The 24,554-nt window shown below is 36.3% G+C and carries 31 protein-coding genes; 6 read left to right on the forward strand and 25 right to left on the reverse strand.

Annotation, left to right across the window (positions count from 1 at the left end; translation table 11 throughout):
* Position 1: 1 nt before the first annotated feature.
* Genes CW736_RS10510 through CW736_RS10520 form a run of 3 tightly spaced genes read right to left on the reverse strand, consistent with a single transcriptional unit; the run spans position 2 to position 2,242 of the window.
* Entirely contained in the window at positions 2-583 is a 582-nt protein-coding gene (locus CW736_RS10510; protein ID WP_232735348.1) for a DUF5683 domain-containing protein, read from the reverse strand.
* Positions 576-1,472 (reverse strand): ParB/RepB/Spo0J family partition protein, encoded by an 897-nt coding sequence (locus CW736_RS10515; protein WP_101013896.1) that lies wholly within the window; start codon positions 1,470-1,472, stop codon positions 576-578. The genes CW736_RS10510 and CW736_RS10515 overlap by 8 nt, the downstream gene beginning before the upstream one ends.
* A gap of 5 nt (positions 1,473-1,477) precedes the next feature.
* Positions 1,478-2,242, reverse strand: a complete 765-nt coding sequence (locus CW736_RS10520) for a ParA family protein (RefSeq protein ID WP_101013897.1) — start codon at positions 2,240-2,242, stop codon at positions 1,478-1,480.
* A gap of 204 nt (positions 2,243-2,446) precedes the next feature.
* Here CW736_RS10520 and CW736_RS10525 point away from each other — a divergent pair, with 204 nt between their 5' ends.
* Together CW736_RS10525 and CW736_RS10530 are read left to right on the forward strand one after the other, a co-directional pair.
* A complete protein-coding gene (locus CW736_RS10525; protein ID WP_101013898.1) occupies positions 2,447-3,685 on the forward strand; it encodes a glycosyltransferase family 4 protein in 1,239 nt (412 codons plus the stop codon).
* 352 nt (positions 3,686-4,037) lie between these two features.
* Positions 4,038-8,696: a LamG-like jellyroll fold domain-containing protein gene (locus CW736_RS10530; protein WP_101013899.1), complete on the forward strand. Its 4,659-nt coding sequence runs from the start codon at positions 4,038-4,040 to the stop codon at positions 8,694-8,696.
* 94 nt (positions 8,697-8,790) lie between these two features.
* On the opposite strand, the gene CW736_RS10535 is transcribed toward CW736_RS10530, so the two are convergent.
* Together CW736_RS10535 and lysA are read right to left on the reverse strand one after the other, a co-directional pair.
* Positions 8,791-9,270 (reverse strand): hypothetical protein, encoded by a 480-nt coding sequence (locus tag CW736_RS10535; RefSeq protein WP_101013900.1) that lies wholly within the window; start codon positions 9,268-9,270, stop codon positions 8,791-8,793.
* Positions 9,271-9,479: 209 nt separating this feature from the next.
* Positions 9,480-10,703, reverse strand: coding sequence for a diaminopimelate decarboxylase (lysA, locus tag CW736_RS10540; RefSeq protein WP_101013901.1), 1,224 nt, complete (start codon positions 10,701-10,703; stop codon positions 9,480-9,482).
* Between the two features lie 200 nt (positions 10,704-10,903).
* On the opposite strand from lysA, the gene sucC reads away from it, so the two are divergent.
* On the forward strand, positions 10,904-12,100 hold the full coding sequence (gene sucC, locus CW736_RS10545; protein ID WP_101013902.1) for an ADP-forming succinate--CoA ligase subunit beta: 1,197 nt from the start codon (positions 10,904-10,906) through the stop codon (positions 12,098-12,100).
* Between the two features lie 98 nt (positions 12,101-12,198).
* Here the strand turns inward: sucC and CW736_RS10550 are convergent, their stop codons facing one another.
* The 3 genes from CW736_RS10550 to aroB all read right to left on the reverse strand — a co-directional run bounded on the left by CW736_RS10550 (position 12,199) and on the right by aroB (position 13,961).
* Complete coding sequence (locus CW736_RS10550) at positions 12,199-12,429, reverse strand: hypothetical protein (RefSeq protein WP_101013903.1); 231 nt, start codon at positions 12,427-12,429, stop codon at positions 12,199-12,201.
* An 83-nt stretch (positions 12,430-12,512) separates the two neighbouring features.
* Entirely contained in the window at positions 12,513-12,818 is a 306-nt protein-coding gene (locus CW736_RS10555) for a hypothetical protein (protein ID WP_101013904.1), read from the reverse strand.
* Between the two features lie 78 nt (positions 12,819-12,896).
* Positions 12,897-13,961 carry a 3-dehydroquinate synthase gene (aroB, locus tag CW736_RS10560; protein WP_101013905.1) on the reverse strand — a complete coding sequence of 355 codons (1,065 nt, stop codon included), beginning with the start codon at positions 13,959-13,961 and terminating at the stop codon, positions 12,897-12,899.
* A 141-nt stretch (positions 13,962-14,102) separates the two neighbouring features.
* Here aroB and CW736_RS10565 point away from each other — a divergent pair, with 141 nt between their 5' ends.
* The gene (locus tag CW736_RS10565; RefSeq protein WP_101013906.1) at positions 14,103-15,272 is read left to right on the forward strand and encodes a proline dehydrogenase family protein; all 1,170 of its coding nucleotides are present in this window, start codon (positions 14,103-14,105) and stop codon (positions 15,270-15,272) included.
* 3 nt (positions 15,273-15,275) lie between these two features.
* On the opposite strand, the gene CW736_RS10570 is transcribed toward CW736_RS10565, so the two are convergent.
* From CW736_RS10570 to CW736_RS10590, 17 genes are all read right to left on the reverse strand, one after another.
* On the reverse strand, positions 15,276-15,650 hold the full coding sequence (locus tag CW736_RS10570; RefSeq protein ID WP_101013907.1) for a DUF4258 domain-containing protein: 375 nt from the start codon (positions 15,648-15,650) through the stop codon (positions 15,276-15,278).
* A gap of 6 nt (positions 15,651-15,656) precedes the next feature.
* Positions 15,657-16,856, reverse strand: a complete 1,200-nt coding sequence (locus tag CW736_RS10575) for an alanine dehydrogenase (protein ID WP_101013908.1) — start codon at positions 16,854-16,856, stop codon at positions 15,657-15,659.
* Between the two features lie 37 nt (positions 16,857-16,893).
* Positions 16,894-17,385, reverse strand: coding sequence for a hypothetical protein (locus CW736_RS10580; RefSeq protein WP_101013909.1), 492 nt, complete (start codon positions 17,383-17,385; stop codon positions 16,894-16,896).
* Positions 17,386-17,655: 270 nt separating this feature from the next.
* Complete coding sequence (locus CW736_RS14075) at positions 17,656-17,817, reverse strand: hypothetical protein (RefSeq protein ID WP_157810930.1); 162 nt, start codon at positions 17,815-17,817, stop codon at positions 17,656-17,658.
* A 48-nt stretch (positions 17,818-17,865) separates the two neighbouring features.
* Positions 17,866-18,027, reverse strand: a complete 162-nt coding sequence (locus CW736_RS14080; RefSeq protein WP_157810930.1) for a hypothetical protein — start codon at positions 18,025-18,027, stop codon at positions 17,866-17,868.
* Between the two features lie 48 nt (positions 18,028-18,075).
* Positions 18,076-18,237: a hypothetical protein gene (locus CW736_RS14085; protein ID WP_157810930.1), complete on the reverse strand. Its 162-nt coding sequence runs from the start codon at positions 18,235-18,237 to the stop codon at positions 18,076-18,078.
* A gap of 48 nt (positions 18,238-18,285) precedes the next feature.
* A complete protein-coding gene (locus CW736_RS14090) occupies positions 18,286-18,447 on the reverse strand; it encodes a hypothetical protein (RefSeq protein ID WP_157810930.1) in 162 nt (53 codons plus the stop codon).
* Positions 18,448-18,495: 48 nt separating this feature from the next.
* A complete protein-coding gene (locus CW736_RS14095; protein WP_157810930.1) occupies positions 18,496-18,657 on the reverse strand; it encodes a hypothetical protein in 162 nt (53 codons plus the stop codon).
* Positions 18,658-18,705: 48 nt separating this feature from the next.
* On the reverse strand, positions 18,706-18,867 hold the full coding sequence (locus CW736_RS14100; protein ID WP_157810930.1) for a hypothetical protein: 162 nt from the start codon (positions 18,865-18,867) through the stop codon (positions 18,706-18,708).
* A gap of 48 nt (positions 18,868-18,915) precedes the next feature.
* The gene (locus tag CW736_RS14105; protein ID WP_157810930.1) at positions 18,916-19,077 is read right to left on the reverse strand and encodes a hypothetical protein; all 162 of its coding nucleotides are present in this window, start codon (positions 19,075-19,077) and stop codon (positions 18,916-18,918) included.
* Between the two features lie 48 nt (positions 19,078-19,125).
* Positions 19,126-19,287, reverse strand: coding sequence for a hypothetical protein (locus CW736_RS14110; protein WP_157810930.1), 162 nt, complete (start codon positions 19,285-19,287; stop codon positions 19,126-19,128).
* 48 nt (positions 19,288-19,335) lie between these two features.
* Positions 19,336-19,497 (reverse strand): hypothetical protein, encoded by a 162-nt coding sequence (locus tag CW736_RS14115; RefSeq protein WP_157810930.1) that lies wholly within the window; start codon positions 19,495-19,497, stop codon positions 19,336-19,338.
* 48 nt (positions 19,498-19,545) lie between these two features.
* Positions 19,546-19,707 carry a hypothetical protein gene (locus CW736_RS14120; RefSeq protein ID WP_157810930.1) on the reverse strand — a complete coding sequence of 54 codons (162 nt, stop codon included), beginning with the start codon at positions 19,705-19,707 and terminating at the stop codon, positions 19,546-19,548.
* 48 nt (positions 19,708-19,755) lie between these two features.
* Complete coding sequence (locus tag CW736_RS14125) at positions 19,756-19,917, reverse strand: hypothetical protein (RefSeq protein ID WP_157810930.1); 162 nt, start codon at positions 19,915-19,917, stop codon at positions 19,756-19,758.
* 62 nt (positions 19,918-19,979) lie between these two features.
* Positions 19,980-20,141, reverse strand: a complete 162-nt coding sequence (locus CW736_RS14130; RefSeq protein WP_157810931.1) for a hypothetical protein — start codon at positions 20,139-20,141, stop codon at positions 19,980-19,982.
* A gap of 149 nt (positions 20,142-20,290) precedes the next feature.
* Positions 20,291-20,704: a tRNA (adenosine(37)-N6)-threonylcarbamoyltransferase complex ATPase subunit type 1 TsaE gene (gene tsaE / locus CW736_RS10585; protein WP_101013910.1), complete on the reverse strand. Its 414-nt coding sequence runs from the start codon at positions 20,702-20,704 to the stop codon at positions 20,291-20,293.
* Positions 20,704-22,254, reverse strand: a complete 1,551-nt coding sequence (locus CW736_RS10590; protein ID WP_101015120.1) for a bifunctional response regulator/alkaline phosphatase family protein — start codon at positions 22,252-22,254, stop codon at positions 20,704-20,706. The genes tsaE and CW736_RS10590 overlap by 1 nt, the downstream gene beginning before the upstream one ends.
* 33 nt (positions 22,255-22,287) lie before the next feature.
* Here CW736_RS10590 and CW736_RS10595 point away from each other — a divergent pair, with 33 nt between their 5' ends.
* Together CW736_RS10595 and lpxD are read left to right on the forward strand one after the other, a co-directional pair.
* The gene (locus CW736_RS10595; RefSeq protein WP_101013911.1) at positions 22,288-23,514 is read left to right on the forward strand and encodes an HD domain-containing protein; all 1,227 of its coding nucleotides are present in this window, start codon (positions 22,288-22,290) and stop codon (positions 23,512-23,514) included.
* A 23-nt stretch (positions 23,515-23,537) separates the two neighbouring features.
* Positions 23,538-24,551 (forward strand): UDP-3-O-(3-hydroxymyristoyl)glucosamine N-acyltransferase, encoded by a 1,014-nt coding sequence (gene lpxD / locus CW736_RS10600; protein WP_101013912.1) that lies wholly within the window; start codon positions 23,538-23,540, stop codon positions 24,549-24,551.
* Positions 24,552-24,554 lie beyond the last annotated feature (3 nt).

A 24,554-nucleotide genomic window follows, 5' to 3' on the forward strand; every position in this document is an offset into this window, starting at 1 on the left:
ATTAAAAAGTGTAGCTCAAATTAAAACCATAGGAATTGCCAATGGCTAAAGTATTATAATCCATATAAGGTAAGAAACTCAAATTACGATCCACGCTAAATTGGCTCAAATGTCCATCAACATTAGCATCAATTATTTGTAGGACATAAAGAGCAGCAGTTATTAAGATGCTTAACTCTTTATTGCGTTGTGATGTGCGTTGTGCTCGTTCTAATCCTTCTGTGCTTATAATAGGGGTGCCGTCTTCATTTGAAAACTCATCGTCAGTTCCTCCAGCAAGTCTTATTCTAAAAGCATCTCTTAGTCGGTTGTATTCTTTGTCGTTTATAGTGTAAGCATAAATTGGTAACCCCACTGCAGCGATTGCTAGAGGTACTTTCCAGTATTGTTTATTGTAGGCTTGTCCTAAACCAGGTATGACAGCGCTATAAAAAGCCGCTTTTGCAGGCCTATTGGCATCATAAGCTGCAACACTGTCTTGCGCGACGAGCAAGGTGTCAAAATTAGGTCCGGGAACAGTTGTGTTTTGTGATAAACCTAATATTCCCGAAAAAAGTAATATGTAAAAAAAGCTTTTACTCATTGATCAACTTTACAATACGTTCAAAATCAGCTTTAGAAGCGTAAGAAATAGTTATTTTACCCTTACCAGAATTTGCCATGGTAGTGGTTACTTTTGTGTCTAGTAAGGCGTTTAACTCCTTTGTTTGCTTAGAGATATGCTCTGGTAAGGAATTGGTTTTAGTTGGCTTTCGCGAAAGCGTACCACTTTTTAATTCCTTTACCATTTTCTCCGTATCTCTTACAGAAAGGCTATCGCTGAGGATCTTTTGATAAATATCTAGTTGTTGTTCTAGACTTTCTACTGTGATCAATGCGCGACCATGTCCCATAGAAATAAACCCATCTCTCATACCTGTCTGTATGATAGGGTCTAATTTTAACAGGCGTAGGTAATTAGCTATAGCGCTACGAGATTTTCCGATACGATCACTCATTTGTTCTTGAGTAAGATCTATCTCTTCAATGAGTCTTTGATAGGAAAGAGCAATTTCAATAGGGTCAAGGTCCTGACGTTGTATGTTTTCCACCAGCGCCATTTCAAGAGATTCTTGATCATTTGCAATACGTACATAAGCAGGAATAGTATCCAAGCCTAGAAGCCTAGAAGCGCGACACCTGCGTTCTCCAGAAACGAGTTCATACTTACCAAACCCCTTTTTACGTACCGTAATAGGTTGTATCACACCAAGTTCTCTTATGGAAGAAGCCAGTTCTCTTAATTGATCCTCGTTAAAACTGGTTCTAGGTTGAAACGGGTTCATGTCGATGTCCTCTAAAGAAAGGTCTATGACATTACCTACTATTTGATCTGCATTTTTATCTGTAGTAGAATTGATATCGTTACTAGGGTCTTTTAAAAGTGCAGATAAACCTCTTCCTAGTGCTTGTTTTTTAGTTGCTTTGGCCATATTGCTTAGGCGTTTTTCTGTATGAGTTCATTGGCAAGGCTCAAATAGTTTTCTGACCCTTTACTGGACGCATCATAATTAATAATACTTTCTCCATAAGAAGGTGCTTCACTTAAACGCACATTACGTTGAATGATTGTTTTAAAGGTAAGGCCTTCAAAATGTTGATTCACTTCTTCAACCACTTGATTAGAAAGTCGCAGCCTGCTATCGTACATGGTAAGTAATAAACCTTCTATATCAAGGTTGGCATTATGTATTTTTTGAACACTCTTTACCGTGTTCAGTAATTTACCTAATCCTTCTAAGGCAAAGTACTCACATTGAATAGGAATTAATACCGAATTGCTCGCGGTGAGTGCATTTAAAGTAAGTAAACCTAAAGATGGAGCACAATCGATAATAATGTAATCGTAGCTATCTTTTATACTCTGTAAAGCTTTTTTCATCATGTACTCGCGGTCTTCTTTATCTACGAGCTCTATTTCTATGGCAACAAGATCAATATGTGATGGAATAATGTCAACATTAGGAGATGCTGTTTTGATAATTAAATCCTCTGCCTTTGCAGAGTTCTCTATAAGCTGATAGGTTCCTTGTTCAATAGTGTCTACATCAATTCCTAAGCCTGAAGTAGCATTTGCCTGAGGGTCAGCGTCAATGAGTAAAACTTTCTTTTCTAAAACACCTAAACAAGCTGCAAGATTAACAGCTGTTGTTGTTTTTCCTACACCACCTTTTTGATTTGCTATGGCAATTATTTTACCCATGGAAGATTTATAAATTAAAAATGCTAAAGTAAATATTTTACAGCGGATTTTAGGCTCTATTCCATAATTTGGTTGACAAGATTTTGTTAGTAAGTAGGTATTTGTGCTTATTTCATTGATTTGGAGCTTCAGACTTTAACAAATGATTTTATAGCAACTGGTCAATTTATCGATCTAGTAAGATCTAAGAACTAACTTTGCTTTATGAAAAAACTACTCGTCATAGGAAAAAACTGGCCAGAACCTAACACAACAGCTGCAGGCTACAGAATGCTACAGTTGCTCAGGATTTTTCAAGAAGACGCATATCAAATTCATTTTTCATGTGCTGCAACAAAATCTGAATTTTCTGAGGATTTAAAGTCTTTACAGATCATTGAAAAGTCTCTTCTTCTCAACGATTCTAGTTTTGACGATTACGTCAAAGAATTGCAACCAGATATCATCCTGTACGATCGTTTTATGACCGAAGAGCAATATGGGTGGCGCTGTAGAGAACAGGTAACTAAAGCGATTCACATACTGGATACTGAAGATCTACATTTGTTGCGAAAAGCTAGGGAAGAAGCCTTCAAGAAAAAGGAACAGGTAAATGTATATAATGAAACTGCTATGAGAGAAATTGCAGCTATATACAGGTGTGATTTGAGTATTATTATTTCCAAAGTAGAGATGGACCTATTAAAGCAGATATTTCAAGTACCAGACGCCAAGTTGATTTACGTGCCTTTTTTATTCCAGGCTTCTCTATATCAAAAGAATCAGAAGAGCCTCCCTAGTTACCAAGAACGAAAACATTTTATAATGATTGGGAACTCCCTACACCGTCCTAATTACGACGCGATTTTACATATGAAGAAGGATATATGGCCTAGTATTAGAAAACAATTGCCAGGGGTGGAGATTCATATTTACGGAGCTTATCAAAAGGAGAAGATCAACCAACTTCACAATAAGGAACAAGGATTTATTATAAAAGGATTTGCTCTAAATGCCATGGATACTTTAAAACAATATAGAATATTGATGGCACCATTAAGGTTTGGCGCGGGTTTAAAGGGTAAGATATTTGATGCCATGCAATCCTGCACACCAGTCGCAATGTCCTCTATTGCGTCAGAAGGCATGTTTAACGATGGGAAGTTATACGGTTTTGAGGAAAACGACCCCATAGATTATGCAAATAAATCTGTGGAATTGTATAGCTCTAAATCAGAATGGAATCATATCAGTGGTACTAATGAGGAAGTATTAAAAGATAATTATGAGTATACCGCTTTCGCGAAAGCTTTTTTAGATCGAGTTGTATCGATAAATAACCAAGACTTGTCCATCGAGTTAAAGGATGATTTTTTCATCAAAATGCTTAACTATCATTCCAATAATAAATATAAATATTTGAGCAAATGGATCGAGCTGAAAGAGCAGTTATCAAAAAGTTAATTCACCCTTTTTTTCAACCCTTTTTTCGACCAAATTACCAATATGTATTTCATCGATAAAAAATATATTCACCCCACTTTTAGCCCTCAAATGTTCATTACCATCCAATTGGTAACTATTATAAGGGCTATATCTTAACTTTTACCGATTAAAAGCATTAACATTTGTTTAGCATATCGACGTATGAAAAGCTAATTATATTTTTTTATAAATTACTTTATTTATTAATTACCTAATAATCAAGTATTTAAATTAAAATATTTATTTTTTTATGATGTAATGCATAGCATTTTGCTTGTATCTGCTTATTTCATTTTTTATTCTTGTGTCACTCATTTTTAACATTGGAATAATGAAAAAAATTAACCGATTAAACCTTAGGGTGTTACTCACTGTATTCACCTTATTATTTACCGTTTTTCTTTTTGGACAGATTACCATTTTTGATGCTCATTTTGAAAATGGGTTTGGAGATAGTTCATGGTCCTATCAAAACAACGGTGGTCTTTCTTTTCAAAGAGGTACTAATAATACATACTTTCCCGGTAATCCTGGAAGATATCAATACTCAGGTACATCAAGTAATCGCTATCGAAATAATACGGACATATCTGCAACTTCTCCGGTTATTGATTTATCCGGTTATGATAAAATGACTTTGTCTGTAGACATTAGTCATGACACTCAGACTAGTTATGATGGAATGAACATAGAGTTTACCAATGATGCTGGGGCTAACTGGCACTTACTAGGAATATATAACGGTGAAGCAACGAACTGGTATAATAGAAGTTATGATGTAACTGCGACAGGAAGGATTTCAGTTATGATAGGCGCATGGAGTGGAGACTCCAACGGATGGTTCAATGCTTCCATTGATTTGCCATCTCAAGCATTTGATAATCAAAGCAGCGTGCAGTTTAGAGTTAATTTTGAAAGTAATGGTTCTACCACAGACCGTGGTGTGGCATTTGATAATTTTACAATTGTCGGATTTACTCAACAGGTTAAAAATTACATTACTTGTGGAGCTGGTATCTATGACAACCTAGAGTTGTGGCTCAATACAGAAACACTAGCGTTAGCAGGATTGAATAATGGAGATCGAGTGAGTGAATGGGAAAATACTTCAGCATTACTTGCTGGGTCAAATATCAGTCCAGATTGGACTAATGCTAAGGCTTCAGGATCAGAACGACCTACCTATTATGATAATTCCACCAATAACGTCAATTATAATCCAGTAGTCTCCTTTGATGGGTCCAACGCAATGTTTGGTAAGTCTGGATTTTACAGTGAAGATCTATATATCGTCATTAACCCAACACTTACCATATCTGCTTCTCGTCCTACAGAGGATGTTTTTTTAGGAGACGATTATGTGACGGATGGAAGAAATCAAGATATAACAGGTATTGCTATCAATAACTCTTCAGCTAGATATGGAGCTTCGCCGGACATTGTGGGTTATAATCAAGGAGCTCAAAGTGATTACGGTAAAGCCATTATTCATCCTACGTTAGTTTATGACCGCCCCGTTATTTTTAATGCCCGTTTGAACGCCGCTGGTAATGCGATGGATTTGTATCTAGATGGTATAGACTTGGGTGTTACGGTTGCTCCGTCTTTTACTCAGGAAGAAAATCTAGCCACGTTTAAAAACATTTTAAACTCAAGATATTGGTTGGGTAGATCAGAGTATTTTGGACCTAGTTTCACAGGTGATTTTTTAGAGGTGATGTCCTTTTCGCAACGCAAGAGTGATGCAGATCGCAAACGTATAGAATCTTACTTAGCCGTAAAATTTGGAATAACGCTCGGTCTTTATGAACTTACAGCTATAGGTGTTCCACACGTTCCAGGCGAGTATTTTGATTCTAATGGAGTTGCTTTATGGAACACAACATTAGATTTTGGCTATACGAACAATGTAACAAGTATAGGTCGTGATGATTGTTATTTATTGAATCAGAAACAAGCAAAAAGTGTGGACCCGTTTACTTTTATGACGGTAGGTTTAGGAGATATTTATCCTACTAACAGTGCTAATCCAAGTGCTTTTGAAGATAGTGGTGACTTTTTAATGTGGGGTAGTACTCGCGGGGCCCTTTCAGCACTGCCAACCCCTCTAGAGGTAACTTTAGGTCCAAGCCTTGTAACTACGTTTACAGACGTGACAGAGCGAACTTGGAAGTTTAAAGAGCTGTCTCAAAACGCTAATGATATTCCAGAAGTAAAAATATCAGTAGTAACAGCTGGATTAATTTCCTTACCACCACTAGTTGGAAATGACGCTTATGTCATGATAGTTGCCGATGATGATAATTTTACAACAGCAGTTGAAACCATCTTTCTGGAAACGGTGGGTGCTAATCAAGAAGCTACGTATGATTTTGATGGGACACGTTTTATGAAATTTGGCGTTGCTCATGAAGTTATTGCTTCTAAGGACATCCTCTTTGATGGGACCAATGATTATGTAGCTATGGGAGACGAAGTGGGGTTAGGCGGTGATTACTCTATCTCTGCTTGGGTAAAAACAGATGGATCCAATTCAAGCAATTCCAATAAAACAATTGTTTCTAAAAGAGCGGCAGGTAACGATGGCTATCATTTCTACTTAACAGACAGCAATCGCCTGGCAATGAGCCATAACGGGACGTCTATTATAGTTAGTAATACTGCTTTAAGTAATAATGTATGGAGGTATGTGACTTTTACATACACTGGTAGTACAGCAGTGCTTTATATAGATGGAGTCGAAGATATCACTCAGAGTATAGCTAATACAGTTCCTAATGATGCTAAGTTTTGTATTGCTTCTCGGTATGTAGACAAAGATAACATCATCGATAACTTTTCAGGAAGTCTGGATGAGATCAGGATATTTTCCAGAGCCCTTAGTCAGGATCAGATCCGTTTTATGATGAATCAAGAAATTGAAATTGATGGAACAGGTATAAAAGGATCTATTATTCCAGACACAGTGAGTAGGAATGATATTTCTGGATTGGATTGGAATAATGATCTAGAAGCTTATTTCAACATGAATACGTACATAGGAACGCACCTTAACGATGCTTCAGGAAACGGACATAGAGGTGGTTTGATCCAGCCAGATAGTTTTAGTATCAACGAGCAAACGGCACCTCTTCCTTATATATCTACAACAGATGGAAATTGGAATAGCGGTAGCAGCTGGAGTAACGGTAGTGCGATGTTTATCCCAGGCTCCACGAGAGTTATTAATGGCACGACTATTTCAATAGACTGGAATATAGCTGTTGTCAATGAAAATATTATTGCAGATAATAAGGACTACACCCTATTAGGGCTTGAAGTAGGCACGTTAGGAAATCTTTCTATGGAAGGCGATCGAGGCCTTACGATAACTCATAACTTAAAATTAGACGGCACCATAGATCTTCAAGGAGAATCTCAATTGGTACAATCTACGGATAGTGATTTGATCCCTTCTATTACAGGAAAGATAGAAATAGATCAGCAAGGGACTTCTGATTTGTTCAACTACAACTACTGGAGTTCACCTGTAAGCAGAATTACAAATGGTGCTAATAACAACGGATACACCATCTCTGGAGTTCTTAAAGACGGAACTTTAGTAACAACTCCTAGGGATTTATTATTTACTCCGTCCTCAGTAGGAAATGGTGCTCCGGGAACAGCTAGCACACCTGCCACTATTTCAGGAAGATGGTTGTATAAATATGGAAACACAACTAGTAACACCTATGCCAACTGGGAATATGCAGGCCCTAGCAGCAGTCAGCTTACAGGAGAAGCTTGGACGATGAAAGGAACAGGAGCCGCAGGAGCCACACAGAACTATATCTTTGTAGGGAAGCCTAACAATGGAGATATCAATTTAGACATTGATAATGGTAATGATTACTTGGTAGGAAATCCTTATCCAAGTGCACTAGATGCTCATGAGTTTATCTCAGATAATCCAGATACAGATGGGACCGTTTACTTTTGGGAACATTGGGGAGGAAACTCCCATATATTAAGAGACTACCAAGGAGGTTATGCTACCTATAATTACTCTGGTGGAGTAGGAAGTGCGACTTTTGGGACTTCAAATCCAGATATCAATCAGGGAGGAGTAGCCACCAAGCGACCAGAACAATTTATCCCAGTAGGGCAAGGATTCTTTGTCACAGGAATCAATAATGGTGGGAGCATTAGATTTAGAAACGATCAGCGTCAGTTTAGAAAAGAGTCCGATGGGCAAAGCTTATTTGTAACTGCTCCGGGAAGTAATCCTATCTCAAGCATAGGACATCTCAATACAGTCAATGACCCACGCTCAAAAATAAGACTAGGATTTGATTCTTCAAATCTTATTCACAGACAGTTGTTGTTGACTATAGATAGCAACGCGACATCAGGTTTTGACAGAGGTTATGATGGAAGAATGCAAGAAGAGCAAATGGATGATATGGCTTGGAAGCTACCTAATGAGAAACTATTGATCCAAGGAGTTCCTGCCATGGATACTAGCACAGAGCTGCCTTTATTTATAAAAATAAATAACAACAGTAGTTTTAGTATTAAGCTAGATGATTTACGCAATGTGTCTGCTACGCAGGAAATATTTGTCAAAGATGCCTTATTACATACGTATGTCAATCTTATGAATGGTACTTATACCAGCCCACAACTGGTTGCGGGAACTTATGAAGACCGCTTCTCTATTAGCTTTTCAGACCCATCTACTTTGAGTAATGATCCTTTAGAAATAAGCGCTACAGATATTATTGTATTTACACCTAATAATATAGAAGAGCTACATATCAAGAAACCTGTAGAAATAGAGATCCAAGAGCTTAGGATCATCAACATGTTAGGACAAGAGTTGAAAGTTTGGGATGTAGCCGATCAGAATGGAATCATTAGAATAGACACCTCTTCCATTGCGAGGGGTAACTACATTATAAAAATGAATACTAATTACGGTATTCAAACTAGAAAGGTGATCATCAAATAAAAGTCACTCACAAATAATTTAAAAAGCCTGTTTTCAAAAGAAAACAGGCTTTTTTTCTAGCGGGTAACATTGCTGCTTTTAAGAAAACAGTGATTTAACGATCACAATCTACATAATCGCTATTGTAATCCTTTGGGCTAATTCTAATGCGATTAATATATACATAAACACTATTTGGGTCATCTACTAAGAAATAGGATCCATTGGTACCGTTACGACCATCTACATGAATGCGATCGGTAGTTTTTTCAGATCTTTTAATTTCAGCTCTATCTCGATAAGCAACCATTTTTGTGCTAAAATGAATGTTCTCTTCATACCTATTTCTAAACTCAACAGACCAACGAGTTTTTTTTGCATATTTATTATAACCATCATTGCGCACTCTAAAATCCAAACCTCTTAAGCAATCGGTAAGATTCCAAGAGCCCCATTTTCCTTCTTGGTAATCGGCGAGGTTGATTTCTATTAGCAGGTCTAAAGATTCATCAATACACTCTTCCTTTATAGGAGTAAAACTGTATAAAGATATACCAACTATCAGTATACCAGTTAGATAAATTAATTTTTTCATAATTGTAAAATTTTAAGATAACCAAATATACTAGACTTGTCCTTTATATAAAATACCCTATAAAGGGTAATTTTCTTTGATATTTAGTGCTGTTTTATGTTTTTTAAACAATAGGAAACCACAGATGGAACTTTATTCTGTCTGAAAACGACATAAAAAAAGCCCAATCATAAGATGGGCTTTTCTATAAATAGTAGGGGAGTAATCAACTATACCGGTACCAATTCTTCCAGTTGAATTTCACACTGTCCCTTTAATATATCCTTCATAGTTTCTCGTTCTCTTATCAAGTGGGATTTACCGTTGTACCAAAGAACCTCTGCAGGTCTGTAACGAGAATTATAATTACTTGCCATAGAAAAACAATAAGCTCCTGCATTAGAGAAGGAAAGAATGTCTCCTTCTGTAATTTCTGATATTTGACGGTTGTTTGCAAACGTATCTGTTTCACAAATATATCCTACGACACTATAAAACCTGTTCCTACCTTCTGGGTTAGATATATTATTGATGCCGTGGTACGAGCCGTACAACATAGGTCTTATCAAATGATTAAAACCAGAATCAATTCCAGCAAATACGGTAGAGGTGGTTTGTTTCACCACGTTTACCTGTGCCAGAAACTGTCCTGCCTCGCTAACTAAAAATTTCCCAGGTTCAAAAGCCATTGTAATATCACGACCATAATCTTCACAGAATTGGTTGAAACGTTCACTTAATTGCTCCCCTAAGTCTGCAATATCTGTAGAGACGTCGCCTTCCTTATACGGGACTTTAAAACCACTACCGAAGTCAATAAACTCCAGGTCCTTAAACTTAGCAGCCGTTTCAAATAAAATATCGGTCGCATAAAGGAATACACCAATGTCCAAAATGTCACTACCAGTATGCATGTGCACACCATTAACCGTCATTCCCGTGTTCTCTACAATACGCAAGATATGAGGAATTTGATGTATGGAAATTCCAAATTTACTATCGATATGTCCTACAGAAATATTTGCATTTCCACCAGCCATCACATGAGGATTGATTCTTATGCAAACTGGTGTATTAGGATGCTTGGAGCCGAATTGCTCTAAAATAGAGAGGTTGTCTATATTGATTTGTACTCCTCTTGTGGCAACTTTCTCTATTTCCTCTAGGGATACACCATTAGGAGTAAAGATTATTTTCTTAGGATCAACGCCAGCAGCAAGACCTAATTCCACCTCTTGTAGACTCACGGTATCGAGTCCAGCGCCTAACTGTTTAAAAAGTTTCAAGATAGAGATGTTAGAAAGTGCTTTAACAGCGTAGTGAATTCTTAAGTTTTTCGCTTTCGCGAAAGCGGAAACCAAACGTTCATACTGAGCTACAATGACCTCTGCATCATAGACATAGACCGGGCTACCGTGCTCACGAGCTATGTTTAATAAATCTTGATTGTTCATGATTAAAATTAAGCCTACAAAAGTAGTAGAGTAGCAGAATTAAACGTGAATAATATCATAAAATTTAATACTAAGTTTAAAGTCTACAGATGCTCCATATAATGTGCATAAAATAAGCATTCTTTTAGATAGAATAATTTCAAATTCAAAGTTCACTTTCTTACTTTTGCTGTACTTAAATTGAATCTTAAAGAACAATTATGAATCTTCACGAATATCAAGGTAAAGAAATACTCGCCAGCTATGGTGTTACCATACAAAGGGGTAAAGTTGCAACAACTTCAGAGGAAGCAGTAGCCGCTGCAAAAGCGCTTACCGAAGAAACTGGAACTGGATGGCATATCATTAAAGCACAGGTCCACGCTGGTGGTCGTGGTAAAGGTGGTGGTGTTAAACTTGCAAAAAGCCTTGATCAAGTAAAAGAAATTTCTGGACAGATTATAGGAATGGATCTTGTTACTCCTCAGACAAGTGCTGAAGGTAAGAGAGTACACCAAGTTCTTGTTGCAGAAGACGTATACGGCCCAGGAGAGGCAGAAATAGAAGAATTCTATATGTCGGTACTTCTAGATCGCGCACAAGGAAAAAACATGATCATGTATTCTACAGAAGGTGGAATGGATATAGAAACTGTAGCTGAAGAAACACCACACTTGATTTTTACAGAAACGATACACCCATCTCATGGTCTTCAAGCTTTTCAAGCGAGACGCATTGCTTTCAATTTAGGATTAAGCGGTAAAGCTTTTAAAGAAATGACCAAGTTTGTCGACGCTTTATACAATGCTTATGTAGGATCTGACTCTGCTTTATTTGAAATCAATCCAGTCATTAAAGCTTCTAACAATACCATTATTGCAGTTGACTGTAAGATCACTCTTGATGAGAATGCATTGTTCCGTCATAAAGATCTTGAGGCGTTGAGAGATATAAGAGAAGAAAACCCAACAGAAGTAGAAGCAAGAGCTGTAGGATTGAACTATGTAGATCTTGACGGTAACGTGGGTTGTATGGTAAATGGTGCTGGACTTGCGATGGCAACAATGGACCTGATCAAACAAGCTGGTGGGGAACCTGCAAATTTCCTAGATGTAGGAGGAACTGCAGACGCTAAACGTGTGGAAGAAGCCTTCCGTATTATTCTTAAAGATGATAAAGTAGAAGCTATTCTTGTAAACATATTTGGTGGTATCGTAAGATGTGATCGTGTAGCACAAGGTATAGTAGACGCTTATAAAAATATGGGGGATGCTATAAATGTGCCTATTATCGTAAGACTTCAAGGTACAAACGCAGAAATTGCTAAGGAACTCATCGATAGCTCTGGACTAGATGTTCAAAGTGCTATTGAGTTTCAGGAAGCAGCTGATAAAGTACAAGCGGTTTTAAATAAGTAAAACCAAACAAAATATAGAATCAAAAATCCCCTTAAAGCTATGGCTTTAAGGGGATTTTTTTTAACAACACATTTCTTAAATAAAGGAGAGCGTCTTTTTTACTCCATCCCGTCGTCATGCTTTCTATTTTTTAAAGCTCTTTTTGACATGTAATTAATTATGATAGCAGTAGGTAAAACTGGTAAAACTACAAATAACACTATTTTTAAAAATCCCATCATCTTAAAGTATTCTAATTGAAAATTGATATCACTTAAATAAAATAACGCTGCCAAAAAAAATATAACAGGAATGATGACTTTAGCCACCTTGATATTGATATTTTTCATTATTTTCAAATTGTTGCATATGGAGACGTCTCACTAGGTTTTAAATAATACAACGTCTGAGCATAGGCAAAAACAGACCTGGTTTAATCTTCTTCTTCAGCCTTCTTCAAATCATCTACGGTAATTTCTGGAAGTGCTTCTGGATTGTCCATTTCTTTTTCAGAATAATCGTCTTCATCAAAGGATTCCATTTGCATAGAAAGACGCTTAGAAATCTTTACTAGGTACTTTGTATCTTTAGTAATAATTTCTACAGCTTCTATGGTTTCATACTTATGATTTTTAAAAGTAATCACGTCATCATCCCCATATCCATCAGGAAATTTTTCTACTAGCATAGCCAATACTTCTGGCGTAAGTTTTTTGTAATCAACAATAACATTTCTCATATCAAGATCGTTTGGGGCGTACCGAAAATATATTATTTATTACAATTTACAAAACTATATTTTGAAGCAATTTAAATTTTAAAGTAGAGAAAAGCTTTTGATGACATCTTCAACGGGTACGGTCTGGTCTGTAACAAAAGAGCCTATAGATTCCAATAAAACAAATCTGATCTCTCCATTCACATTCTTTTTATCGTGTGTCATCAATTCTAGCATTTGTTCAATTTCAGATGATGTAAAGGCTAATTTCAATCCTATTTGCTGGTACCAAGAAGCTATTTCATCAAAATCTTTTCTATCCAGTCCGGTATGTAGGTGGCTTAAATAAGATTCTAAATAAAGACCTGCAGCAATTGCTTCTCCATGCAATAGTGATTCCTGATGCTCATTAGATAAACAAAAGGACTCTATGGCATGACCTATGGTATGACCGTAATTCAACGATTTACGAGGCCCTTTTTCAAAAGGATCACTGTTTACTACTTTGTTTTTAATCACTGCGCTTTGATATATAAGGCTTTCAAAGGTTTCAGAATAATAATCATCACCTATTTGAAGCATATGATTCCAGTACGTACGATCTACAATAAGACCGTGTTTAAACATTTCTATAGAACCGTTAAGCAATTGTCTTTTTTCTAGTGATGCTAAGTAGGATGTGTCTATTAAGGTCATTTCTGGTGGGACAATAACACCTATTTGATTTTTTAGAGGCCCTATATCAACACCATTTTTACCACCTATAGCGGCATCTACCATACCTAAAACGGTAGTTGGAATGTGAATGAACGAGATGCCTCTTTTAATGGTAGAAGCGATAAAACCGCCTAAATCTGTAATAACGCCACCGCCAAGATTAATCATTAAACTATTGCGATCGCAGCCTAATTCAATCATCGCACTCCACACGCCACTGCATGTTTCTATGTTTTTGTGTTCTTCTCCTGGCTCTACTTCAATGATTTCAATACGAGCTTCTGTTTCTATATGCGGCAGGAGAACGGGATAACAATGTTCCATGGTATTTTCATCTACAAGTATGAAAATGCAGCTTGGGTTTTTAGAAGCGATAAAATTATTGAGATTCAGGTAAGTTTCTTCTTGGAAATGTATGCTGTATTTGGAATTTAGAATGGACTTCATTAAAAAATAGAGTTATAAGTTTGATGCTAATCACGCTTTCGCGAAAGCGAGAACATCACAGGCTTTTAATACATGTTATGTTTTATCAAAAGTAGCGTCTATAAGATTAAATAAATCCAATTTCGCAATTATATTTGTACCATGAACGAGAACCCTTTTAATAATACCGCAAATGCATTTTCTTTAAGGTCTGATAAGGAACTTAAGAAGGCACATTTTATATTTACTTCAATGTCTAAGCCATGGCTTGTCAACTTGGGTTCTAAGGCTACCATGTTTGCCTTAAACTGGCGCCTACCTGTAAAAGGGATCATTGAAGATACCGTTTTTCAACAGTTTTGTGGTGGTACAACAGATGAAGAGTGTATGCCGCTGGTAGAAAAAATGTATGAAAAAGGAGTGAGTTCTATACTAGATTACTCGGTAGAAGGTAAGGAAAACGAAGCTGATTTTGATGCTGTAGTAGGGAAGAAGTTAACCCTGATTCATATGGCTAGTGCTAATAATGCATTGCCTTTTGAAGTGGTTAAGCCCACCGCTATAGGTCGTTTTTATATTTGGCAAAAAATTTCTGAAAAGAAAACATTAACTGTTCCAGAAGAACTGGAGTGGGAACGTATTTACAACAGAGTAGATTTGCTTTGTAAGACAGCTGTGGATAATGATATCGCTTTGCTTTTTGATGGTGAAGAAACTTGGATGCAGGACGCTGCAGATGATCTAATTGGAGAGATGATGCAAAAGTACAATCATGGTAAAGCATACATATATAATACCGTGCAGTGTTATCGTCACGACAGGCTTGATTACATCATGGAGCTTTATGAAGATGCAAAAGCAAATGATTATATCATAGGGGCAAAAATTGTTAGAGGCGCCTACATGGAAAAGGAACGCGAGCGGGCAAAAAACTATAATTATCCAAGCCCTATTTGTGTAGATAAAGCTGCTACAGATGTCATGTATAATAACGTTATGCACTATATTCTAGACAGATTAGACACCATAAAACTTTGTATAGGAACTCATAACGAAGAAAGTACTCTAGATGCTATGCGAGTTTTATCAGAGAAGGAAATAGAGCCTAATACAAATGATGTATGGTTCGGCCAGCTGTACGGTATGAGTGATAATCTTACTTTTAATCTTGCTGCCTTGGGGCACAACACTTTTAAGATATTGCCATTTGGCCCTATTGAAGATGTGATGCCTTATCTTATAAGAAGAGCGCAGGAAAACACGTCTGTGGCTGGTCAAACAGGAAGGGAACTCACTCTTATCAGGCAAGAAATGAAAAGAAGAGGGATTTAATTGCTACTGGCTTAGTACTTTTTCTACTCTAGTAAAGCGATCACAATTTCTGACCCATAAACTGGTGTTAACCAGTTCTTCTCTTCCAGAGATGTGGTAAAAATTACAAGGAATAGTATCGGTGTTGGATTTTGTAAAATCGACCTTACCGTATTTAAGAATGAGTTGAATGTCTAGGGTGTCGATTTCGCTTTGTTGCAGCATGCTGCGTACTTCAGGAGAAAATCTCACATAGTTTTTTCTAGCTATATCGTTAAGTACACGATCTTCTGGTAACCAAGTACATTGTGTTCTCTTTCCGGTAAGAAAAAAGATAAGAAACACAATACCTATAGCAAAGCCGCCACCATAAAAACCTAATCGTTTTATAAAATTCATACTTTTTTAAAAGATGAGCAAATTTACGTCGCTGTAAGGTAAATTATACCATTCACCTACCGATTTATTAGTCACAATACCATGATAAAGATAAATCCCACACTTTAAACCCTTATCCATGCGTATGGCATGCTCTATACCACCGTCGTTTGCTATATTTAATATGTAAGGAGTAAAAATATTGCTTAAAGCTACACTGGCTGTTTTTGAATACCGAGCGGGGATGTTAGGTACGCAGTAATGAGTAATACCTAGTTTGGTATAAGTAGGCTGGTCGTGACTGGTGATCTCACTAGTTTCAAAACAGCCACCCATGTCTATACTGACATCTATAATTACAGATCCTTTTTTCATGTTCTCTACCATAGTTTGAGAAACCACGACAGGTGTTCTGTTTTCGCCTGTTAGCGCTCCTATTACCACGTCACAACGTCTTAGGGCTTTGGAGAGGTACTTAGGCTGTATGGTGGAAGTGAATAATTGCTGACTCACATTATTCTGCACATTTCGCAATTTTGAAATAGAATTATCAAAAATTTTAACGCTAGCACCTAATCCTAAAGCGGTTCTCGCTGCAAATTCGCCCACAATTCCAGCACCTAAAATAACAACATCTACGGGAGGCACCCCTGTTATATTGCCAAAGAGGTGTCCTGTTCTGTTTTCTCCATTAGATAACAGTTCGGCAGCGATAAGGATAGAGGCTACTCCAGAAATTTCACTCAATGCATTTACAGCAGTAAACCTTCCTTCGTCATCTGTGATGAATTCATAAGCAAGCGCAGTAATTTTCTTTTCAGCTAGTTTATTGAAATAATTTTGATCTCTAGTTTTTAACTGCAAAGCAGATATTAAAACCGATTGTGGCTTAATCATCTTGATTTCTTCTAAAGAAGGTGGTGCCACTTTAAGAATGGTGGGGCAAGAGAATATTTTTGCAGTATCAGTAGTCAACTCTGCTCCGGCATTGTTATAATCTTGATCTGAAAAATTGCTAGCTAGCCCAGCTCCTTTTTCTATTAAAATACGATGACCATGAGCACATACTGCGGCAACAGCATCTGGAGTTAAACAAATGCGTTTTTCTTGATGTTGAGTCTCCTTGGGGATTCCGATAAACAACTCCTTCTTGGTTCTTGTAATTTCAAGACGTTCCTCTTGAGGGATTAACTGATCTTTGGTAAAAGGAGTGGAGTAAGAGGACATTCAGCTAAAGCATTTATGAATTATATATTGGGATCAATTATTTGAACCAGCGATCACTAGGTTTCTTTATTCCATCTTCAATCTCACTGATATCGATACCGTGGATTTTATCAAAAATTTTGATTCTAGCAAGATAGGAAAGAGATAAGGAGATTATTACAACAGGAACAATAAAATACAATTCACCTGAATCAATATAAGTTGTAGAAAAATCAAAAAGATTATAAAGTTGAAAGGAGTATAAACTGATAGGTATAATTATAGTGTGGTACCACCAATGTTTACAAGTGAAAAACCAAATGAGTAGCAATAATAAAGGAACTAGTTTTTGAATTAATATCCATGAGGCCATTATACGATTACCGTCAAAGGATATAGATAAAGACTTAAACATCGAGGTTTCCCATAACCAGTTGGGCAATGCTTCATAATAATAGAAAGCGTATGGTATTATAGCCATAATAACAGCAATAGCGCTTCCTATAGCGATATTGTGTTTACCTTGACTTGACTTATTTTGGGTGCCCATATAAATTTAAAATTAAAAAGCTCGCTGAAAGTAAATGTAGTGAGCTTTTTATATAAAATCAAATAAAATCTTATCCAGTTACCAGCGGCTTGAATTTAGCGAATAACTTTTCTCCATTTTACTTGTTTTTTTTTTCTTAATTTCTTGAGGTTGAAACCGAACGGTGGCTCCAGCCATGGATACGCTAAAAATAATAGTGTCTTATAGAGACTGGTTATTCATCGCATAAGAGATGAACGAGTTGTCGAGTAATGATTTTTATTAATGATCTTATCCAGTAACTGGTGGCTTGAATTGTGCAAGAAGGCACTTTTCGATTTTACTTGTTTTTGTTTCTTTAGTTTCTTGAGGTTGAAACTGAACGGCAGCTCCAGCAATGGATACGCTAAAAACGGCTAAAAGGGCTAGTGCTTTAAGAGACTTGTTTTTCATAATATGGTATTTAGATGAGTTGATGAGTAATGAGTTTTATTAATGATCTTATCCAGTAACTGGTGGCTTGAATTGTGCAAGCAGGCACTTTTCGATTTTACTTGTTTTTGTTTCTTTAGTTTCTTGAGGTTGAAACTGAACGGCAGCTCCAGCAATGGATACGCTAAAAACGGCTAAAAGGGCTAGTGCTTTAAGAGACTTGTTTTTCATAATATGGTATTTAGATGAGTTGATGAGTAATGAGTTTTATTAATGATCTTATCCAGTAACTGGTGGCTTGAATTGTGCAAGCAGGCACTTTTCGATTTTACTTGTTTTTGTTTCTTTAGTTTCTTGAGGTTGAAACTGAACGGCAGCTCCAGCAATGGATACGCTAAAAACGGCTAAAAGGGCTAGTGCTTTAAGAGACTTGTTTTTCATAATATGGTATTTAGATGAGTTGATGAGTAATGAGTTTTATTAATGATCTTATCCAGTAACTGGTGGCTTGAATTGCGCAAGTAGGCACTTTTCGATTTTACTTGTTTTTGTTTCTTTAGTTTCTTGAGGTTGAAACTGAACGGCAGCTCCAGCAATGGATACGCTAAAAACGGCTAAAAGGGCTAGTGCTTTAAGAGACTTGTTTTTCATAATATGGTATTTAGATGAGTTGATGAGTAATGAGTTTTATTAATGATCTTATCCAGTAACTGGTGGCTTGAATTGTGCAAGCAGGCACTTTTCGATTTTACTTGTTTTTGTTTCTTTAGTTTCTTGAGGTTGAAACTGAACGGCAGCTCCAGCAATGGATACGCTAAAAACGGCTAAAAGGGCTAGTGCTTTAAGAGACTTGTTTTTCATAATATGGTATTTAGATGAGTTGATGAGTAATGAGTTTTATTAATGATCTTATCCAGTAACTGGTGGCTTGAATTGCGCAAGTAGGCACTTTTCGATTTTACTTGTTTTTGTTTCTTTAGTTTCTTGAGGTTGAAACTGAACGGCAGCTCCAGCAATGGATACGCTAAAAACGGCTAAAAGGGCTAGTGCTTTAAGAGACTTGTTTTTCATAATATGGTATTTAGATGAGTTGATGAGTAATGAGTTTTATTAATGATCTTATCCAGTAACTGGTGGCTTGAATTGTGCAAGCAGGCACTTTTCGATTTTACTTGTTTTTGTTTCTTTAGTTTCTTGAGGTTGAAACTGAACGGCAGCTCCAGCAATGGATACGCTAAAAACGGCTAAAAGGGCTAGTGCTTTAAGAGACTTGTTTTTCATAATATGGTATTTAGATGAGTTGATGAGTAATGAGTTTTATTAATGATCTTATCCAGTAACTGGTGGCTTGAATTGTGCAAGAAGGCACTTTTCGATTTTACTTGTTTTTGTTTCTTTAGTTTCTTGAGGTTGAAACTGAACGGCAGCTCCAGCAATGGATACGCTAAAAACGGCTAAAAGGGCTAGTGCTTTAAGAGACTTGTTTTTCATAATATGGTATTTAGATGAGTTGATGAGTAATGAGTTTTATTAATGATCTTATCCAGTAACTGGTGGCTTGAATTGTGCAAGCAGGCACTTTTCGATTTTACTTGTTTTTGTTTCTTTAGTTTCTTGAGGTTGAAACTGAACGGCAGCTCCAGCAATGGATACGCTAAAAACGGCTAAAAGGGCTAGTGCTTTAAGAGACTTGTTTTTCATAATATGGTATTTAGATGAGTTGATGAGTAATGAGTTTTATTAATGATCTTATCCAGTAACTGGTGGCTTGAATTGTGCAAGCAGGCACTTTTCGATTTTACTTGTTTTTGTTTCTTTAGTTTCTTGAGGTTGAAACTGAACGGCAGCTCCAGCAATGGATACGCTAAAAACGGCTAAAAGGGCTAGTGCTTTAAGAGACTTGTTTTTCATAATATGGTATTTAGATGAGTTGATGAGTAATGAGTTTTATTAATGATCTTATCCAGTAACTGGTGGCTTGAATTGTGCAAGCAGGCACTTTTCGATTTTACTTGTTTTTGTTTCTTTAGTTTCTTGAGGTTGAAACTGAACGGCAGCTCCAGCAATGGATACGCTAAAAACGGCTAAAAGGGCTAGTGCTTTAAGAGACTTGTTTTTCATAATATGTAATGATTTAAATTATTGTCGACTATCTTTGGGTGTTCTACTATTCAAATAAAAACTTATCCAGTAACTGGCGGCTTGAATTGCGCAAGCAGACACTTTTCGATTTTACTTGTTTTTGTTTCCTTAGTTTCTTGAGGTTGAAACTGTACAGCAGCTCCAGCAATGGATACGCTAAAAACAGCTAAAAGAACTAGCGATTTAAGAGGTTTGTTGTTCATAATGAGTGGGTTAAATTATTTGATGAGACGAATCTAAGTAGCCGATGATTATAAATAACAATTAATAAAAATTATTCGTTAAATCACAGGTAAATCAGACGTAAAAAATTAAAAAGCAACAGATAATTATCTAAAGATAAAAAGGTTAGTTATTTAACTACTTTTTCTAAAATCAATTTTCTGGCATCTAAGCCCAGTATTTCGATTTTTATATATTGATAATCAGATAGAAAGGAAATTGATAGCTCTGGCCACTCGATAAGACAAAACGCGTCTTTTTCCAGATAATAATCAATACCAATGTCAATTAATTGATCATATGTTTCTAATCTGTAAAGATCGAAATGTATAACATCGGTAAAAGTGCCTTTGTATTCGTTAACAAGACTAAATGTTGGAGAGGTCACTTCGTTTACGACACCCAGTTGCTTACATATAGATTTTATCAAAGTAGTTTTTCCGGCACCCATAGGTGCATTGAACAAGATTACCTTTGATTCTAAGTTTTCTAGCAGCTTTTTTGCCACCGTATCAATTTCGTTAAGGGTATACGTGATTTCCATTATCTAGGTTCAAATATGGCAAAAGGTATTAACATTTCTTCTAAGGACACACCACCATGTTGATACGTGTTTCTAAAATAACTCACATAATGATTGTAGTTGTTTGGATAGGCGAAAAACAAATCCCCCTTTGCAAAAATAAAACTACTGCTCATATTTATCTTAGGTAACTTGATGGTACTAGGGTCTGTTGCCGCAAGAACATCTTTGTCTTCATAAGACAGGCTTCTACCTGTTTTATACCTTAAATTTAAACTGGTGTTTTTATCGCCTATGACCTTACTTGGATTAGTGACGTTAATAGTTCCATGATCTGTGGTTAAAACTAATTTGAACCCCAATTCCTGTCCGCGTTGTATAATATCTAATAAAGGAGAGTTCTTAAACCAACTTAAGGTTAACGACCTATAACTTTTATCGGTACTTGCGAGTTCTTTAATGACTTCCATTTCAGTTTTAGAATGGGAGAGCATATCTACAAAATTGTAAACAACAACAGTAAGGTCGTTATCTTTTTGGGATTTAAAATTTTCAGCGAGTTTACGGCCGCTATTCTCATTTGTTATTTTATGATATTGGTGTTTGATATGAAGACCAAGTCTTTTTAATTGAGCAATTAAAAAGGCGTTTTCATGCATGTTTTTCCCACCTTCATCAGTATCATCTAGCCATAAGTCGGGATGACGCTTTTTCATGTCTTCTGGCATTAACCCAGAAAATATCGCATTTCTAGCATATTGTGTAGCCGTAGGAAGAATCGAGCAATAGGTTTCTTCTTTAATTTTTTTGTAATGATTATTGATTAGGTTTTCAAAAACTTTAAATTGATCGTAGCGCAAATTATCTACAACTATAAATAAAACAGGTTCCTTCTTTTTTAGTAGTGGAGCAACACGCTTCCTGAAAAGATCATGACTCAAGGTCGGATTGCTTTCATGGCCATCAAACCAGTCAGGATAATTTTTTTCTATAAACTTACAGAATTGCTGATTTGCTTCATTTTTTTGAGCAGTTAAGATTTCGAACATTCCTGAATCATCAACATCTTCTAATTCAATTTCCCAATAAATTAATTTTTGATAAAGCTGCACCCACTCTTCATAAGTATTGATCATGGACATATCCATCGCAATTTTACGGAATTCCCGCTGGTAATCGCTAGTTGTTTTTTCATTGACTAACCTAGAATGGTCAAGATTTTTCTTTACAGCAAGAAGGATTTGATGTGGATTTACAGGCTTGATCAAGTAATCTGCAATCTTAGATCCTATAGCTTCTTCCATTATATACTCTTCCTCACTTTTAGTAATCATGATAACAGGGAGTTGGGCTTGTTTCTCTTTGATTTCATGTAAAGTTTCTAGACCTGTCAGTCCAGGCATATTTTCATCTAGAAAAATAAGATCATATCTTGTTTCTTCTATCGCCTCTAACGCTTCAGAGCCGCTAATTCTAGTGTCTATTGAGTAGCCTTTATTCTCAAGAAATATAATGTGAGGTTTTAATAAATCCACTTCATCATCTACCCATAGTATTTTGATCTCTGCCATATCAGTATATTTGTGTTTAAAATAGCTGTTCCCTTGAAACAACAGAACAAACTTAAAATATTAAACGATCCTATCTACGGTTTTATTTCGATTCCTTCTGAAGAGATCTTTAAAATCGTTGAGCATCCTTATTTTCAACGCTTGCGTAGAATTACCCAAATGGGGTTGAGCTACTTGGTATATCCAGGGGCACACCACACGAGGTTTCATCATGCATTGGGTTGCTTGCATTTGATGCAAAAATCAGTGCAAGTACTTAGATCTAAGTCGGTTGATATTTCAGATCAGGAAGAAGATGCCCTGTATAAAGCAATTTTACTTCATGATATTGGACACGGTCCTTTCTCTCATGCATTAGAATATCAAATTATTAATAAGGTGACGCATGAGCAATTATCATGTCATTTTATGAATCATTTAAACAATGAATTTAACGGTAGTTTAACGCTTGCTATTCAGATATTTAAAGGGGAATATCACCGTCCATTTATGCTAGAGCTTATCTCTAGCCAACTGGATATGGACCGATTGGATTATTTGAAAAGAGACAGTTTTTATACAGGAGTGGCTGAAGGTAATATCAACAGCCAGCGTTTAATCACTATGCTTAATGTTGTTGATGACCAGTTAGTGGTTGAAGAAAAAGGCCTGTACAGTGTAGAGAATTTTCTTTCTGGACGCAGGTTGATGTATTGGCAAGTTTATTTACATAAAACAGGAATAGGAGCAGAGCATTTATTACAGTCTGTGATTAAGCGTATTAAAGAGTTGATTGATAATGGAATAAAGGTAGAACTGCCTAAGCATTTAGATTATTTCATTAACAACTCAGACCCAGATTTTGATACGAGGACTAATGATCTTGAGAAATTTGCATCATTAGATGATTCTGATATTCTTGCCACTTTAAAGTTAGGAAAAGACCATAAAGACTTTGTCCTTAGTGAGTTGTGTACCATGATTTTAAATCGTCAGTTGCTTAAAATTAAATTCTCAAACAAACAAGTTGCTCCTGAAAAGGTGCAAAAACACCTTGATAAATTAATGCAAACTTATGACTTGACAGAGCATGAAGCGTCCTATTTTGTATTTTCTGGTTTTGTTGTTAACGTCGCTTACGCGAAAGCGCAACCTATAAAAATCCTGGATAAAAAAGGAAAATTAATAGAGCTTATCAAGGCTGGAAAAGAAGATAGTTTTAAAGCATTGCTCAAAGAAGTGAGAAAATATTACTGTTGTTATCCAAAGCTGCAAGATTGATATTAATTAGTACTTTTGCTACAATGAAATTTACCATCAAACAAATTGCCGAAATTTTAGAAGGAACCATTGAAGGAGATTCAAGTGTTGTAGTAAGTAAGTTGTCAAAAATAGAAGATGGTACCTCTGGTAGCCTAAGCTTTCTTTCTAATGAAAAGTATGCACCTTATATTTACAAGACACAAGCTAGTGCTGTAATTGTAAACAATGAGTTTGAAGTGGAGCAGCCAGTAAATTGTTCTTTGATTAGAGTAGAAGATGCTTACCTCGCTTTTACAAGACTATTGGAATTTTATCAATTGGCTAAAATGAATAAGCAAGGTATTGAACAGCCTAGCTTTATTCATGAGACAGCATCCTACGGAGACGGCTTATATGTTGCGGCCTTTAGTTATATAGGAGAAAATGTTAGAATAGGGAACAACGTAAAGATTTTTTCCAATGTCAACATTGAAGATAATGTGACCATAGGAGATAATTGTATCTTACATTCGGCGGTACAAGTTAAGTCTGATACCATAATAGGAAATCGGGTGGTAATTAATTCTGGTAGCGTGATAGGTTCAGATGGTTTTGGATTTGCGCCTAACAAAGACGGCACTTACATAAAAATACCTCAAACGGGTAATGTAATTATTGAAGATAACGTAGACATAGGATCGCTTACTACTATAGATAAGGCCACCTTAGGAAGTACAATTATTAGATCGGGTGTGAAACTGGACAATCAGATTCAAGTAGCTCACAATGTAGAGATTGGGTCCAATACAGTAATTGCAGCTCAAACTGGAATTGCAGGATCAACTAAAATAGGAAAGAATTGTAAGATCGGTGGACAAGTAGGTATTGCAGGTCATATAGTTATTGAAGATAATGTCAATATACAAGCGCAAAGCGGTGTCGGTAGGAAATTAAAAGAAGGAACAACTGTTCAAGGTTCTCCAGCTTTTGACTTTGGAGATTGGAATAGGAGCTACGTGTTATTTAAAAATTTAAGAAAAATAGAATCAAGAATTTCAAATCTTGAAAAAAAATAAGCA

It is taken from the genome of Nonlabens sp. MB-3u-79 (assembly GCF_002831625.1).
Lineage (GTDB): Bacteria > Bacteroidota > Bacteroidia > Flavobacteriales > Flavobacteriaceae > Nonlabens.

Bases quoted from the DNA above. Each gene is read 5' to 3' on its own strand.
- CW736_RS10510 (WP_232735348.1), bottom strand. From the start codon at position 583: ATGAGTAAAAGCTTTTTTTACATATTACTTTTTTCGGGAATATTAGGT.
- CW736_RS10515 (WP_101013896.1), bottom strand. From the start codon at position 1,472: ATGGCCAAAGCAACTAAAAAACAAGCACTAGGAAGAGGTTTATCTGCA.
- CW736_RS10520 (WP_101013897.1), bottom strand. From the start codon at position 2,242: ATGGGTAAAATAATTGCCATAGCAAATCAAAAAGGTGGTGTAGGAAAA.
- CW736_RS10525 (WP_101013898.1), top strand. From the start codon at position 2,447: ATGAAAAAACTACTCGTCATAGGAAAAAACTGGCCAGAACCTAACACA.
- CW736_RS10530 (WP_101013899.1), top strand. From the start codon at position 4,038: ATGAAAAAAATTAACCGATTAAACCTTAGGGTGTTACTCACTGTATTC.
- CW736_RS10535 (WP_101013900.1), bottom strand. From the start codon at position 9,270: ATGAAAAAATTAATTTATCTAACTGGTATACTGATAGTTGGTATATCT.
- lysA (WP_101013901.1), bottom strand. From the start codon at position 10,703: ATGAACAATCAAGATTTATTAAACATAGCTCGTGAGCACGGTAGCCCG.
- sucC (WP_101013902.1), top strand. From the start codon at position 10,904: ATGAATCTTCACGAATATCAAGGTAAAGAAATACTCGCCAGCTATGGT.
- CW736_RS10550 (WP_101013903.1), bottom strand. From the start codon at position 12,429: ATGAAAAATATCAATATCAAGGTGGCTAAAGTCATCATTCCTGTTATA.
- CW736_RS10555 (WP_101013904.1), bottom strand. From the start codon at position 12,818: ATGAGAAATGTTATTGTTGATTACAAAAAACTTACGCCAGAAGTATTG.
- aroB (WP_101013905.1), bottom strand. From the start codon at position 13,961: ATGAAGTCCATTCTAAATTCCAAATACAGCATACATTTCCAAGAAGAA.
- CW736_RS10565 (WP_101013906.1), top strand. From the start codon at position 14,103: ATGAACGAGAACCCTTTTAATAATACCGCAAATGCATTTTCTTTAAGG.
- CW736_RS10570 (WP_101013907.1), bottom strand. From the start codon at position 15,650: ATGAATTTTATAAAACGATTAGGTTTTTATGGTGGCGGCTTTGCTATA.
- CW736_RS10575 (WP_101013908.1), bottom strand. From the start codon at position 16,856: ATGTCCTCTTACTCCACTCCTTTTACCAAAGATCAGTTAATCCCTCAA.
- CW736_RS10580 (WP_101013909.1), bottom strand. From the start codon at position 17,385: ATGGGCACCCAAAATAAGTCAAGTCAAGGTAAACACAATATCGCTATA.
- CW736_RS14075 (WP_157810930.1), bottom strand. From the start codon at position 17,817: ATGAAAAACAAGTCTCTTAAAGCACTAGCCCTTTTAGCCGTTTTTAGC.
- CW736_RS14080 (WP_157810930.1), bottom strand. From the start codon at position 18,027: ATGAAAAACAAGTCTCTTAAAGCACTAGCCCTTTTAGCCGTTTTTAGC.
- CW736_RS14085 (WP_157810930.1), bottom strand. From the start codon at position 18,237: ATGAAAAACAAGTCTCTTAAAGCACTAGCCCTTTTAGCCGTTTTTAGC.
- CW736_RS14090 (WP_157810930.1), bottom strand. From the start codon at position 18,447: ATGAAAAACAAGTCTCTTAAAGCACTAGCCCTTTTAGCCGTTTTTAGC.
- CW736_RS14095 (WP_157810930.1), bottom strand. From the start codon at position 18,657: ATGAAAAACAAGTCTCTTAAAGCACTAGCCCTTTTAGCCGTTTTTAGC.
- CW736_RS14100 (WP_157810930.1), bottom strand. From the start codon at position 18,867: ATGAAAAACAAGTCTCTTAAAGCACTAGCCCTTTTAGCCGTTTTTAGC.
- CW736_RS14105 (WP_157810930.1), bottom strand. From the start codon at position 19,077: ATGAAAAACAAGTCTCTTAAAGCACTAGCCCTTTTAGCCGTTTTTAGC.
- CW736_RS14110 (WP_157810930.1), bottom strand. From the start codon at position 19,287: ATGAAAAACAAGTCTCTTAAAGCACTAGCCCTTTTAGCCGTTTTTAGC.
- CW736_RS14115 (WP_157810930.1), bottom strand. From the start codon at position 19,497: ATGAAAAACAAGTCTCTTAAAGCACTAGCCCTTTTAGCCGTTTTTAGC.
- CW736_RS14120 (WP_157810930.1), bottom strand. From the start codon at position 19,707: ATGAAAAACAAGTCTCTTAAAGCACTAGCCCTTTTAGCCGTTTTTAGC.
- CW736_RS14125 (WP_157810930.1), bottom strand. From the start codon at position 19,917: ATGAAAAACAAGTCTCTTAAAGCACTAGCCCTTTTAGCCGTTTTTAGC.
- CW736_RS14130 (WP_157810931.1), bottom strand. From the start codon at position 20,141: ATGAACAACAAACCTCTTAAATCGCTAGTTCTTTTAGCTGTTTTTAGC.
- tsaE (WP_101013910.1), bottom strand. From the start codon at position 20,704: ATGGAAATCACGTATACCCTTAACGAAATTGATACGGTGGCAAAAAAG.
- CW736_RS10590 (WP_101015120.1), bottom strand. From the start codon at position 22,254: ATGGCAGAGATCAAAATACTATGGGTAGATGATGAAGTGGATTTATTA.
- lpxD (WP_101013912.1), top strand. From the start codon at position 23,538: ATGAAATTTACCATCAAACAAATTGCCGAAATTTTAGAAGGAACCATT.